10 protein-coding genes are annotated in these 13,002 nt (G+C 69.2%); 1 reads left to right on the forward strand and 9 read right to left on the reverse strand.

Annotation, left to right across the window (positions count from 1 at the left end):
* Window positions 1-12 precede the first annotated feature (12 nt).
* The 7 genes from BMW26_RS11770 to rsmI all read right to left on the reverse strand — a co-directional run bounded on the left by BMW26_RS11770 (window position 13) and on the right by rsmI (window position 8,059).
* Window positions 13-1,737, reverse strand: coding sequence for an ABC transporter ATP-binding protein (locus BMW26_RS11770; protein WP_083569357.1), 1,725 nt, complete (start codon window positions 1,735-1,737; stop codon window positions 13-15).
* Window positions 1,734-2,648, reverse strand: coding sequence for an ABC transporter permease (locus BMW26_RS11775; protein ID WP_053097105.1), 915 nt, complete (start codon window positions 2,646-2,648; stop codon window positions 1,734-1,736). The genes BMW26_RS11770 and BMW26_RS11775 overlap by 4 nt, the downstream gene beginning before the upstream one ends.
* A complete protein-coding gene (locus BMW26_RS11780; protein ID WP_056280002.1) occupies window positions 2,645-3,625 on the reverse strand; it encodes an ABC transporter permease in 981 nt (326 codons plus the stop codon). The genes BMW26_RS11775 and BMW26_RS11780 overlap by 4 nt, the downstream gene beginning before the upstream one ends.
* The gene (locus BMW26_RS11785; protein ID WP_232224459.1) at window positions 3,622-5,286 is read right to left on the reverse strand and encodes an ABC transporter substrate-binding protein; all 1,665 of its coding nucleotides are present in this window, start codon (window positions 5,284-5,286) and stop codon (window positions 3,622-3,624) included. The genes BMW26_RS11780 and BMW26_RS11785 overlap by 4 nt, the downstream gene beginning before the upstream one ends.
* Before the next feature lie 178 nt (window positions 5,287-5,464).
* Window positions 5,465-6,571 carry a LacI family DNA-binding transcriptional regulator gene (locus BMW26_RS11790; RefSeq protein ID WP_072591560.1) on the reverse strand — a complete coding sequence of 369 codons (1,107 nt, stop codon included), beginning with the start codon at window positions 6,569-6,571 and terminating at the stop codon, window positions 5,465-5,467.
* 49 nt (window positions 6,572-6,620) lie between these two features.
* Complete coding sequence (locus BMW26_RS11795; RefSeq protein ID WP_072591561.1) at window positions 6,621-7,241, reverse strand: class I SAM-dependent methyltransferase; 621 nt, start codon at window positions 7,239-7,241, stop codon at window positions 6,621-6,623.
* On the reverse strand, window positions 7,241-8,059 hold the full coding sequence (gene rsmI / locus BMW26_RS11800; protein WP_072591562.1) for a 16S rRNA (cytidine(1402)-2'-O)-methyltransferase: 819 nt from the start codon (window positions 8,057-8,059) through the stop codon (window positions 7,241-7,243). The genes BMW26_RS11795 and rsmI overlap by 1 nt, the downstream gene beginning before the upstream one ends.
* Before the next feature lie 48 nt (window positions 8,060-8,107).
* Here rsmI and BMW26_RS11805 point away from each other — a divergent pair, with 48 nt between their 5' ends.
* A complete protein-coding gene (locus tag BMW26_RS11805; protein ID WP_072591563.1) occupies window positions 8,108-9,673 on the forward strand; it encodes a dolichyl-phosphate-mannose--protein mannosyltransferase in 1,566 nt (521 codons plus the stop codon).
* Window positions 9,674-9,701: 28 nt separating this feature from the next.
* Here BMW26_RS11805 and BMW26_RS11810 read toward each other — a convergent pair whose 3' ends face one another.
* Together BMW26_RS11810 and BMW26_RS11815 are read right to left on the reverse strand one after the other, a co-directional pair.
* The gene (locus BMW26_RS11810; RefSeq protein WP_053097123.1) at window positions 9,702-11,111 is read right to left on the reverse strand and encodes an amino acid permease; all 1,410 of its coding nucleotides are present in this window, start codon (window positions 11,109-11,111) and stop codon (window positions 9,702-9,704) included.
* A 77-nt stretch (window positions 11,112-11,188) separates the two neighbouring features.
* Window positions 11,189-12,988: a thioredoxin domain-containing protein gene (locus tag BMW26_RS11815; protein ID WP_072591564.1), complete on the reverse strand. Its 1,800-nt coding sequence runs from the start codon at window positions 12,986-12,988 to the stop codon at window positions 11,189-11,191.
* Between the last annotated feature and the right edge of the window lie 14 nt (window positions 12,989-13,002).

Below are 13,002 nucleotides of genomic sequence, written 5' to 3' on the forward strand. Positions count from 1 at the left end.
GAGTGCTCCTCTCTATTTCGAGATTCGGGATGGGTTGGGCACGGCGTCGAGCAGCTGCACCGTGTACGGGTCCTCCGGATGCTGGAGGACCTGAGAGGTCTCACCGCGCTCGACGACGCGACCGCCGTTGAGCACGAGGATGTTCTCGGTGACGAGCCGCGCGCTGAGCAGGTCGTGCGTGATGTAGAGCATGCTGATGCCCCACCTCTCGCGCAGGTCTTCGAGCAGCGCGAGCACTCCGGCACGCAGCGACACGTCGAGCATCGACACCGGCTCGTCGGCGATCAGCACCTGCGGATCGCTCGCGAGCGCCCGGGCGATGACCACGCGCTGACGCTGACCGCCTGAGAGCTGATGCGGCAGCTTGGCCGCGAACTGCTCGACAGGTGTCAGGCCCACGGTCTCGAGGAGCTCGAGCACGCGGGCTCTCGCCTCGTCACCGCGCAACGGCGTGTAGTTGCGGATCGGTCGGCTCAGCGCGTACTCCACCGTGTGCAGCGGGTTGAGCGCGGCATACGGATCCTGGAACACCATCTGCACGTCCTTGCGCAGGTCGCGCAGGCCCGCACGGCGCAGGGCCGCGACGTCGACATCGCCGAAGCGCACCGTGCCCTCGGTCGGCTTCTCGACACCGGTGATCAGCTTCGCGATCGTCGACTTGCCCGAGCCGGAGGCGCCGACGAGTGCCAGGGCCTCGCCGGGTTCGAGTCGGAACGACACATCGTCGACCGCGGTGACGGGCTGCTCGCCCCGACGCGGAGCCGGATACCGCTTCGACACGCCCTCGACCACGATCGCGGCGTCCGCCCGGCGCGTGTCGCGCTGCGACACGGTGGGCAGGGTCTCGGTCAGGTCGGTGCGTGAGCGCCCCTCGCGACGGCGCGTGCCGAGGTCGACGAACCCGGGGATCGAGATCGACTCGGCCCGAGGATCGGCGTAGTGGCTCAGCAGCATCCGCGTGTACTCGTCCTGAGGACGCTGCAGGATGTCGAGGCTCGGCGCGTCTTCGACGATCCGACCCTCATGCATGACCATCACCCGATCGGTCGCCTCGAGCACGATGCCCAGGTCGTGGCTGATGAGGATCGCGGTGAAGTGCTCGGTGCGCTGGAGATCCTTGATGGTGTCCATGACGGCGTGCTGCACGAGCACGTCGAGCGCCGTGGTCGGCTCATCGAACACCATCAGCTGCGGCTCGAGCGACAGTGCCAGCGCGATCGAGGTGCGCTGCCGCATGCCGCCCGAGAGCTCGCTCGGGTATCTGGCCAGCACTGCGGGGTCGAGACCGACCTTGCCGATCAGCTCGCGCGCCCTCGCATCCCGATCGTCGCGGGCCACGTGTCCGTGCGCGGCGAAGATGTCGCGGAAGTGGTTGCCGATCGTGCGCACCGGGTTCAGCGCGTTCATGCCCGACTGCAGCACCATCGCGAACCCGCCCTGGCGCTGACGGCGCAGCTCCTCGGCGTCGAGCTCGCGGATGTCGCGCCCGTCGAACAGGATGCGCCCGCCGCTGATGCGCGCCGGCGGCTTCTGGAGCCGTGTCAGCGCGAAGCCGAGCGTCGACTTGCCCGAGCCGGACTCGCCGACGAGACCGACGAACTCGCCGCGACGCAGCGTGAACGAGACGTCCTCGACGGCGGTGACCGGCGTGGTGCCGGGCGAGGCGTACTCGACCGACAGGCCCTGGACATCGAGCAGCACGTCATCCGTGGGGATGTTCGCTTCCATGGCGCTCATCGGCCCTTCCCCTCTCGCAGGCGCGGATTGGAGATCCCATCCACGCCGAAGTTGATCAGTGTCAGGCTCAGGGCGAGCAGGGCGATGCAGAGACCAGGGGCGAACAACAGCAGCCACTGCCCGGTGAGCAGCGAGTTGGAGTTCTGCGCCCAGTAGAGCATGGTGCCCCAGCTGACGATGCTCGAGTCGCCGAGCCCGAGGAACTCGAGGCCCGCCTCTGCGAGGATCGCCGCGGTCGCCGCTCCGAAGAGCGTGCCCGCGATGATCGAGGTCATGTTCGGCAGGATCTCGCGGAACACGATGCGCGCCCTGCTGTCACCCGAGAACTGCGCCGAGGTGACGAAGTCGTTGCCTCGCAGCGACTGCGTCTGGCTGCGCAGCACGCGCGCACCCCAGGCCCAGCCGGTGACGACGATCACCGCGATGATCATCAGGATGCCGCCGTTCTGCAGGTACGCGGCGATCACGATCATCAGCGGCAGACCGGGGATCACCAGGAAGAGGTTGACGATGAAGCCGACCACCTCGCCCAGGAATCCGCGCATGTAGCCCCAGCTGAGCCCGATCAGCACTGCGACGATCGTCGAGAGGATGCCGGCGGCCATGCCGACCAGGAGGCTGATCTGCGAGCCGTAGATCAGCTGACTCAGGACGTCTTCGCCGGCGGCGGTGGTGCCGAGCCAGTGCGCGGCCGACGCGTCGGCGTTGCGCTCGAAGGTGTTCTCCTTCGGTCCGTACGGGGCGAGCAGCGGAGCGAACACCGCCACCAGCACGAACAGACCGAGGATGATGAGGCCCAGACGGGCCTTGCCGTTGGACCAAAGGGTGCCCACCATCCGGGCGAACGAGCGCCACGGGCTGGGAGCCGCGATCCGGTCGGAGGGAACCTTGACATTCATGGTGGAGGTCATCGGCGGGTCCTTGGATCCAGCACGCCGTACAGGATGTCGACGAGGAAGTTGGCGACGAGCACGCTGACGGTGATCATCAGGAAGAGCGCCTGCATGAGCGGGTAGTCCTGCCCGATCACGGCGTTGAAGAGGAGGTATCCGATGCCGGGATAGCCGAACACCTGCTCCACGAGGATCGATCCGCCGACCACGCCGCCGAGCGTGAGCCCGAAGCCGGTGAGGTTCGGCAGGATCGCGTTTCGTGCGGCATAGCGGAGGGCGATGGTGCGACCGTGCAGGCCGTTCGCCTCGGCGAACGTCACGTAGTCGTCACCCAGGGTGTTGATCATCGCGTTGCGCATGCCGATGATCCATCCGCCGAGAGAGGTCAACAGGATCGTCACCGCCGGGAGGATCGCATGCTGCACGAGATCGATGAAGAAGTCCCAAGTGAAGCCCGGCGTGGTCGTCGCCGAATACGCGCCGGTGGTCGGGAACCAGTGCAGCACGTACCCGAAGAAGAACAGCAGCAGCAGCGCTGTCCAGAAGTAGGGGAAGGTGCTGAGGAAGGAGCCGGTCAGCGTCGGCAGCGAGTCCAGCCACGTGCCGCGGCGCCAGGCGGCGGCGGTGCCGATCAGGGTGCCGATCACGAACGCGAGGATCGTGACGATGCCGACGAGGCCGATCGTGTACGGCAGCGCGGTCGAGACCATGCTCGACACGGTCTGAGGGTAGAACGTGTACGAGACACCGAAGTCGAGTCGTGCGACCTGACCGAGGTAGGCGACGTACTGATCCCAGATCGAGCCGGTCGGCACACCGAGCTGCGCCTCGATCGCGGCTCGCGTCGCATCGGACACCGGGCCGTTCTGCGAGAGCTTGGCGATGGCGGCGTCGGCAGGCGAGCCGGGCATCAGCCGCGGAAGGAAGAAGTTCAGGGTGATGGCCGCCCACAGCGTGAGGACGAACAGCCCGATCTTCTGGAAGACGTACTTCATCGGTCGTCCTCCTTCACGCGCTCGAGCCGGGTGAAGATGCCCAGCGGTGCCGAGTCGTAGTTCTGCGGGATCATGTACGGGTCATCCTCTGAGGGCCAGCCGGTGAACTTGGAGTCGTTGAACAGGCCCCAGATGCCGCCGTAGTAGAGGCCGATGACCGGCATCTCCTCGTAGACGATGGCCTGCAGCTCCTGCACGATCTCGGTCTGGCGGGCGGGGTCGACCGTCTCGCGATACTCGGCGAGCAGCGCGTCGGCCTCATCCGACCGGTACCGCTCGAAGTTGTTCGCGGTCGTCTCGCCGGACGGCACGTAGAACTCGCTCGAGAGCAGGTTGTTGTATGCCTGGTAGACGTCGCCGTTGCCCATGCCGCCGATCGCCATCTCGAAGTCGCCGTTGCTGATGGCGCTCTGGTATCCGGCCGGCTGCGGGAGCTTGAGCGTCACCTTGACGCCGACGTCGGCAAGCTGGCTCTGCACGGTCTGCGCCGCACGGGTCCAGTCGGAGAATCCGTTGGCCGTCGTGAGCGCGAACTCGAGCTGCTCGCCGTCTGCACTCACCAGCCGGTCGCCGTCGAGGGTGTACCCCGCCTCGGCGAAGGCCGCGAGTGCGGCATCCCTGTCCTGCGTGATCATGCCCTGATCGGGGATGCCGGGGTCGAGGAACTCCTCCTGGTTCGGGAGCACGAGGCCGGTCTGCCCTGCGGGCTCCATGTAGCCCTCGGAGGCGGTCTCGGCGATCTCCTCGCGGTCGAGCGAGAGGGCGATGCCGCGGCGCACGTTCACGTCGTCGAACGGCGCGACCTCGAGGTTCGGCATCAGCGCGATCACGCCTCCCGGCGGGAACCACCAGTCGTTGTTCTCACTGGCCGCACCCCACGTGCCCTCGACGTCGGAGATGAACGAGTACGCCCAGTCGTAGCCGCGGGTGACGGTGTCGAGCTGCGAGTTCGTCGACGGCAGGATGATGTGCTCGATCTCGATCTTGTCGGCCTGCCAGTAGTCGGGGTTCTTGTCCATCGAGTACTGCTGGTCGTTGTAGTTGCCCAGCACGAACGGGCCGGTGCCGACCGGGTTCTCATTGCGGTACGTGCCCGGGTCCTTCACGTCCGACCAGAGGTGCTCCGGCACGATCATGGTCTGGCCGAGGATCGGCAGCGAGGGCGCGTCATCGGTCTGCAGGTGCATGATGACGTCGTCGCCGTCGACCTCGACGGTCTCGAGGTGCTGCCAGGCGCCCTTGATGTCGAGGGAGGGGTTGTCCTTCAGCAGCTGGAACGTGAACGCCACGTCGTCGGGCGTCAGCTTCTCGCCGTCGCTCCACTCGACGTCATCGCGGATCGTCATCACGACCGTCCGGGCATCGGGCTGCGACCATTCGCTCGCGAGCCACGGGTTCTCGGTTCCGTCGAGCGGGTTCACCAGGATCAGGGGCTCATAGATCCACCGCGACGCGGTGCGCGTGTTGGTGAGGTACGGGTTGAAGTTCCGCGTGAAGAACGGGTTCCCCTTGTCCGCGTTGATGAGCATCGTGTCGTCGCCGATCGATGGATCGGGCTGCGAACTGATCTGGATGCTGCAACCGCTGAGCACGACGGCCGCTGCCGCCAGTCCCACGATCGCGGCTCTCCGCCAGCGCCGGAGCATGTGCGTCTTCGCCACACTGCCACCTCATGTCGTCTGTGTCATGAAGGGGGTCCCACGGGTCGGGGCACCCCGCGGCCGAAGCCGCATCAGCAATTGTAAGCGCATACATTTGGCCGCTGCAACCCCCTCGCATGACGCCGAAAGCCCCCACTCCCCGGCGACGACCGGCGTGGGAGCGGTATCAAATCCCGTCTCAGTCGGGGCGCTGGGAGCTCTCGCGGACGAGGATCTGCACGGGCAGGCGCACCGTCATCGGCTCGCCGTCCGGGTTCTCGAGACGTCGCGAGAGCAGCTGCACGGCGGCCCGCCCGAGATCGATCATCGGCTGGCGGACGGTGGTGAGGGCGGGACGCGACAGCGCCGCCGCCTCGATGCCGTCGAAGCCCGTGACCCGGACATCGTGGGGCACGCGGATGCCGGCCGATCGGAACGCGTCGATCGCCCCGAGGGCCATCTGGTCGTTCGCGGCGATGAGTGCGGCGGGGACGCCGTCGGCGATCAGCTGTTCGGCCGCCCGCCGCCCGGATGCGCGGGTGAAGTCGCCGCGCAGCACCGTCACGGCATCCGTCGCGATGCCCGCCTCGGCGACCGCCGCGGCGAAACCCTCCCAGCGCTGGGCGCCGTCGGGCGAGTCCTCGGGGCCGGCGAGAAAAGCGAGCGTCCCCTGATCGGCCTGCGCGAGCACCAGTCTGGTCAGCTCCGACATCGCCTCGGCGTTGCTGACGGTCACGTGGTCGTAACTGTCGCCGCGGGCCGGCCCTGAGAGCACCACCACGGGGATCCGCTGAGCGAGCCGGGCGAGCACGTCGTCGGGCACGCTCTGGGCCAGCACCATCAGCCCGTCGACGCGTCCGGCGATGTCCCGCACGGTCTCGCGCGTCGGATCGTCGCGGCCGACGCCGATCATGAGCACGAAACCCTGCTTCCAGGCTTCGAGCTCCGCTCCCCGCAGCACCTCGTCGAGGAACAGCATGGTCGGATGCGGTGCGCCCGCGTCGGCGGACGCCTGCTCGACCGTGAACGGCGGCGCCTCGCCCTGGTCATCGGCCAGCACGTCGAGGACGGGCGCGTCCTCCGAGGCATCGAAACCGGGGAAGTACAGCCCGAGCACGCCGGTGCGGCGCTCGGCCAGACCGCGCGCGCTGCCGCTGGGCACGTAGCCGAGCGCCGAGACGGAGTCGAGCACGCGCTCCCGCGTGGCGGGGCGCACGGCATCCGGCTGCCGCAGCACGCGGGAGACCGTCGCGATCGACACTCCGGCGCGGTCTGCGACGTCGTAGACGGTCGCCCTCTTGCTCACGCTCGGTCCTCCTCCGCTTGCGTGTGCACCAGGCTACCCGGCGAGCGAGTCACCGCCTGCGTGCTTCGAGTGAGCCGTGAGGGCGGGCGCTGATCTCGCCGGGTTCGCGGCCCCGGGTGTCACTCGTCACGACCTCGAAGCCCGCGTCGGCGAGAAGCCCGGCGAGCGCGTCGGCAGACCAGAAGTACGCCGGAGCGACGGCATGCGCGAACGGCTCGCGCGGCTCGCCGTCGAAGAAGCCGATCAGGATGCTGCCTCCGGGAGCCAGCACGCGGGCGAACTCTTCGAGGATCCCGGGGATGTCAGCCGGCGAGGTGTGGATCAGTGAGTACCAGGCGAGGATGCCTCCGACCGACCCCGCCGCGAACGGCAGGTCGCGGAACGAGCCGACGTCGAAGGAGATGCCCGGATGCCGTTTCCTCGCCGTCGCGATGAACTCCTCCGACAGGTCGATCCCCTGCGCCACGCGTTCGCCGAGACTCAGGAACTGGGTCCAGTGCCCGGGCCCGCAGCCGGCATCCAGCAGCAGGCCGGAGGCCGTGTCACGCCAGGCCTCGATGACCGCAGCATCCCGGGCATCCATCTGCTCGATCGCACCGGCGAGTTCCACGTACTCCGCGGCCCGCTCGTCGTAGGCAGCGGCGACGCCCGCGTCCGAGGTGCCTTCCATCAGCTGCGCGCGGCGAGCGCTGCCTGATACAGGTCGCGCGACGACAGGCCCGTCGCCGCGGCGACCTCGGCGCAGGCTTCCTTGAGACGCACGCCGGATGCCACGAGTCGCTGCACCTGCGCGAGAGCGTCTTCCGCCGACGCCTCACGAGGCACTGCACCCTCGACCACCACGACGATCTCACCCTTGACGCCCGCCGTCGCCCACTCGACGAGCTCGGCGGAGGTGCCGCGGCGCACCTCTTCGTAGAACTTGGTCAGCTCGCGGCAGACGGCGATGCGGCGGTCGTCGCCGAAGGCTGCGCCCATATCGGCGAGCGACGACGCCAGGCGGGCGGGAGATTCGAAGAAGACCATGGTGCGTGGCTCTGCGGCGAGCGCCCGCAGCGTCGAGCGCCGATCCCCGGGCTTGCGCGGCAGGAACCCCTCGAACGTGAAGCGGTCGGTAGGCAGTCCCGAGATGGAGAGCGCCATCAGCACGGCGCTCGGCCCCGGGATCGCCGTCACCGTCACTCCCTGAGCGACCGCCTCGGCGACGAGCCCGTACCCGGGGTCGCTGATGGCCGGCATCCCCGCGTCGCTCACGACGACGACATCCGTCTCGACCGCGAGTGCGGCGAGCTCCGCCGCTCTCTGCTTCTCGTTGTGATCATGCAGTGCGATCAGCCGGGGGCGGTTCGAGATCTGCAGAGCCTGCATGAGCCGCTGCGTGGTGCGCGTGTCCTCCGCGACGACGACCTCGGCGTTCTCCAGCACCTCGACGAGGCGACGCGAGACATCCCCGAGGTTTCCGATCGGTGTTGCGGCGAGGATGATCACCCGCCCAGCTTAGGCGGCGCCCATCGGCGGAGTGTCTAGGCTGGTGCGGTGACCGCGCCCCTGCCTCTGCTGCCTCCGCCCGAGCAGCGACTGACGCGCTACGAGCGACTGCGCGACCGCGTGCTGCAGGACCCCGACTGGGGGCGCATGGTGCGCTGGTTCGCGCCGCTCGTGGTGACGGCCCTGGCCGCCGTGCTGCGCCTGGTCAACCTCGGCCATCCGCACCAGCTCGCCTTCGACGAGACCTACTACGTCAAGGACGCCTGGTCGCTGTGGACTCTCGGATACGAAGGCACCTGGGGCAAGGATGCGAACGAGGCGTTCATCACACTGCGGCAGCTGCCGCTGTCGGATGCCGGGTCGTTCGTCGTGCATCCGCCCCTGGGCAAATGGCTGATCGCCCTGGGGATGGCCATCGGAGGACCCGACAACACGGTGGGCTGGCGCATCGCGACGGCACTGCTGGGCGCCGCCACCGTGCTGCTCGTCTATCTGGTCGCCCGCCGCCTGACCGGCTCGATCGTGGTGGCGACGGTCGCCGGCACCCTGCTGGCGATCGACGGCCTCAGCATCGTGATGAGTCGCACGGCCCTGCTCGACGGCCCTCTGACGTTCTTCCTCATGCTCGGCGCGCTCTTCATCCTGATCGACCGCGACCGGGTGATCCCCGTGCTGGAACGCGCAGACCCCGATACCGACCCCGACTCCCCCGCGCCGATGTGGGGTCCTGTGCTCTGGCGGCGTCCGTGGCTGATCGCCGCAGGTGTCGCGCTCGGCGCCGCCTGCGCCGTGAAGTGGTCGGGGCTCTATGCGCTCGCGGCCTTCGGCCTGTACGTCGTGGTGACGGATGCCCTGGCACGACGCCGCGCGGGCGTCGTGCTCTGGCCCACCGCGGCGGCCTTCCGTCAGGGACCGGTCTCCTTCGTGCTGCTCGTGCTGCCGGCGCTCGCCACCTACCTCGCCAGCTGGACGGGGTGGCTCGTCACCGCCGGGGGCTATGCGCGGCAGAGCGATCCGAATCCGCTGATCGCGCTGTGGAACTACCACGAGGCGATCCTGAACTTCCACGTCGGTCTCAGCAAGGGCCACCCGTACGCGAGCCCCGCGTGGGAGTGGCCTCTGCTGCTGCGCCCCACAGCCGTCTGGGTGGGCAGCGACCCCGGGCCCTGCGGCGTCGATCACTGCATCGCGGTGATCTCGACGATCCCCAACCCGCTGATCTGGTACGCCGGTGTCGCCGCGGCTCTCTACCTGCTCTACCGCCTCGTGCGCGGGTGGGCCGAACGTCGCCCCGTCGGTCCAGCCCTCACGTTCCCCCTGGTCGGGCTCGCGGCGACGTACGTGCCCTGGCTGCTGTTCCCTGAGCGGACGATCTTCCAGTTCTACACGGTCGCGATGGCGCCGTTCCTCGTGCTCGCACTCGCGGTCGTTCTCCGTCAGATCGCGGGACGCCGGGAGGATCCGCTGCACCGCCGGCAGTCGGGCGAGCGCACCGTGATCGTCTTCCTCGCCGTCGTGGTGCTGGTCTCCGCGTTCTTCTACCCGGTGTGGACCGGCATGAGCGTGCCCTACCAGTTCTGGCTCCTGCACAACTGGCTGCCCGGCTGGATCTGACCCGACCAGCGGCAGCACGTGCGCGCGGTCAGCCCTCGACCACTCCGTCGCGCTCGCCGGCCACCCCCGGGCGAGAGACACCGCGTGTCAGGCGGGCGACGACCAGCAGCACCGCAGTGAGGCCGATCGTGAGCAGCAGCTGCACACGCGCAGCCTCGTCGATCATGGTGAGCGCGATCACTCCGGCGAGCAGCGCCAGGCACAGCCACGACAGCCAGGGGAAGCCCCACATGCGCATCGGCATCGCCGCACCCTCACGATCGGCACGGCGGCGGAGGATGATCTGCGAGACCGCCGTCGCCGTCCAGATGATGAGCAGCGTCGATCCGACCACGTTGAGCAGCGCCGGCAGCACCACATCGGGGAACGCCCAGTTCAGCCCGACCGTGATGAAGCCGAACGCGACGGAGGCGAGCACGGCCACGACCGGCACGCCCGTCGACGTCGTTCGCGTCGCCGCGAGCGGTGCGAGCCCGCGCTCACCGAGCGAGTAGGCCATTCGCGACGCGCCGTAGATGTTCGCGTTCATCGCCGACAGCAGCGCGATCACGACGATGAGGTCCATCACGAGGCCGACGCCCGGCAGCTGCAGAGTGTCGAGCACTGCGGAGAAGGGACCGTCCTTGACGGCGGGATCGTTCCACGGGAGCACCGACACGATCACGAAGATCGAGCCGACGTAGAAGATCAGGATGCGCACGAGGACCTCGCGCACGATCCGGCGGATGTTGCGTGCGGGGTCATCGGACTCCGCCGCCGCGATCGCGACGACCTCGGTGCCGCCGAACGCGAAGACCACGATGAGGAGCGCCGCCGCGATGCCCGTGAGGCCGTTCGGGGCGAAGCCGCCGTTGTCGACGAGATTGCCGATGCCGGTCGCGGGCACGCCGGGGATGAAGCCCAGGATCGCGCACACGCCGACCACGAGGAACACGATGATCGCCGCGACCTTGATCGCCGCGAACCAGAACTCGAACGTGCCATAGTTGCGCACCCCGAAGAGGTTGACCGCGGTCAGGGCGACGACGAAGACGAGCACCCATACCCAGGCCGGGATGCCGGGGATCCAGGCCGCGATGATCCCGGCGGCGCCGGTGGCCTCGGCGGCGATCACGACGACGAGCTGGATCCAGTAGAGCCAGCCGACCGCGCTGCCGGCGCTGCGGCCCATCGCCTTCTGCGCGTATGAGCTGAAGGCTCCTGAGCTCGGGCGGGCGGCGACCATCTCGGCGAGCATCGCCATGATCAGCACGACGATGCCGCCGGCGACGAGGTACGAGATGAGCACGGCAGGACCGGCGATGCTGATCGCCTGTCCCGACCCGACGAACAGCCCGGCGCCGATCGCCCCGCCGAGCCCCATCATCGAGATCTGCCGACGGGTCAGCCCGGGGTGCAGACCCTTGGTCGTGGTCGTCGTGGTGGGAACCTCGGTCATGCGCGTGCCTCCTGCGTGCGATGAGCAGACTGCTCAGCCTACGCGGCTCCGCCCGCCGTCCAGGATCGCAGCTGAGCTCACCGCGCGAGCGGGAGGTCTGCGGGGTCGCGCACCGGGAGCCGGCACACGAACGAGCGGCAGTCGAACGCCTGCTCCATCGCGTCGCCCTTGCCGTCGAACAGCTCGAAGCCGGCATCCGCGAATGCCTGGGCCTGCTCCGGGGTGACGATCGCGACGACGTCCGCGTCGGCCCTGCGGGCTGCCGAGGCGAGTGCGCCCTCGGGTGTCTCGGTGACGACGACGAGCTGCCTCGGCGCATCGACGAGACCCGCTGCCACGCGCAGCAGGCTGCCGTGCGCGAACGGCTGTGCGATGGCGGGCGCGGCATGCTCGCGCACGCGTTCCGCGGCTGCCTCGCGATACCGATCCCCCGCGCCGAGACGCCAGGCGGTGAGGGATGCCGCAGCCACGGCCGCCGCATCCGACGGCAGATCGCCGTCGGTCTGATCGGGCGCTGCGGCGATGCCGTGCTCGGCGAGCAGCGGGTCGCCCTCGAAGCCCTCGATCGCCGCGTCGAGCAGTGTGCGTGCCTCCACCGCCCACGCCGCCTCGCCCGTGGCCGCGGCGAGCGCGAACAGCCCGTCGGCCAGGAGAGCGACATCGGCCGCGGTGGCGACCGCACCCGAGGCGACCCCGTCGAGCGAGGCCCGCACGAGAGCCCCGGTCGCATCCCTGTTGACTCGCAGCACGTACTCGGCAGCCTCGGCCGCGGCCCGCACCCAGGACCCTTCCGCCAGAGAAGCTCCCGCGCGGGCGAGACCGGTGATGGCCAGACCGTTCCATCCCGTGATGACCTTGCCGTCGACGGCAGGGAGCTCGAGACCGGTCCTCTCGGAGGGCGGTCGCACGTAGTAGCCGCCCTCGCTGCGTTCGCCGTCGATCCACGACTCCGAGTCCTGAGCCGCGCCGAACCCGCCGCCCGCCCTGCGCAGCGTGCCCAGGAGGAAGTCGGCGATGCCGCGTGCGGTCGCGTCGTCACCCGCGTCGAGCGCCACGTCGAGCAGCTGCGCGTTGTCGGTCAGCATCCGCTCGTAGTGCGGCACGCTCCAGTCGCGTCGGGTCGCGTAGCGGAAGAACCCCCCATCGGCATCGCGCAGATCGGAGGCGGCCATCGCGGCGAGCGCCCGGTCGGCCGACTCGGCGGCATCCGGGGCCTCTCTGCGCACGAGCGGTGTCTGCAGCATCCTCAGGGTCGTCGCGACCGGGAACTTCGGCGCATCGCCGTAACCGCCGAAGCGGCGATCCTCCCGAGCCGCGATCGTCCGCGCCGCGCCGGCGAGAGCATCGGCGTCCGGAAGATCGGAGGGGGTCGAGGCGCCTGCGCGGGCGAGGGCGTCCGTGACGGCATCCGCAGAGTCCTCGGCTTGGGCACGGCGCTGGGTCCACGCCTCCTGCACCGCGGCGAGCACGTCCCGGAACGCGGGCATCGGCTGTCGCGCCTCGGGCGGCCAGTAGGTTCCGGCGTAGAACGTGCGGCCCCGCGGCGTCGTGAAGACGGTGAGGGGCCAACCGAGATTCTGCGTGAACGCCGAGGCAGCCGCCATGTAGGCGCCGTCGACGTCGGGATGCTCCTCGCGGTCGACCTTCACCGCGACGAAGTCGCGATTGATCAGCACAGCCGTGTCGGGGTCGGCGAACGACTCCCTGGCCATCACATGACACCAGTGGCAGGTCGAATACCCGATCGAGATCAGCAGCGGCACATCGCGGCGCTGCGCCTCGGCGAAGGCCTCCGGGCCCCAGGGATACCAGTCGACAGGATTGTCGGCGTGGGCGCGGAGGTACGGGCTGAGCGTGTCGGCGAGCCGGTTCGTCATACGTCCACGCTACG

Source organism: Microbacterium sp. 1.5R (assembly GCF_001889265.1).
GTDB lineage: Bacteria > Actinomycetota > Actinomycetes > Actinomycetales > Microbacteriaceae > Microbacterium.

Coding starts and splice junctions, on each gene's coding strand:
- BMW26_RS11770 (WP_083569357.1), bottom strand. CDS start 1,737: ATGAGCGCCATGGAAGCGAACATCCCCACGGATGACGTGCTGCTCGAT.
- BMW26_RS11775 (WP_053097105.1), bottom strand. CDS start 2,648: ATGACCTCCACCATGAATGTCAAGGTTCCCTCCGACCGGATCGCGGCT.
- BMW26_RS11780 (WP_056280002.1), bottom strand. CDS start 3,625: ATGAAGTACGTCTTCCAGAAGATCGGGCTGTTCGTCCTCACGCTGTGG.
- BMW26_RS11795 (WP_072591561.1), bottom strand. CDS start 7,241: ATGGAAGGCACCTCGGACGCGGGCGTCGCCGCTGCCTACGACGAGCGG.
- BMW26_RS11810 (WP_053097123.1), bottom strand. CDS start 11,111: ATGACCGAGGTTCCCACCACGACGACCACGACCAAGGGTCTGCACCCC.
- BMW26_RS11815 (WP_072591564.1), bottom strand. CDS start 12,988: ATGACGAACCGGCTCGCCGACACGCTCAGCCCGTACCTCCGCGCCCAC.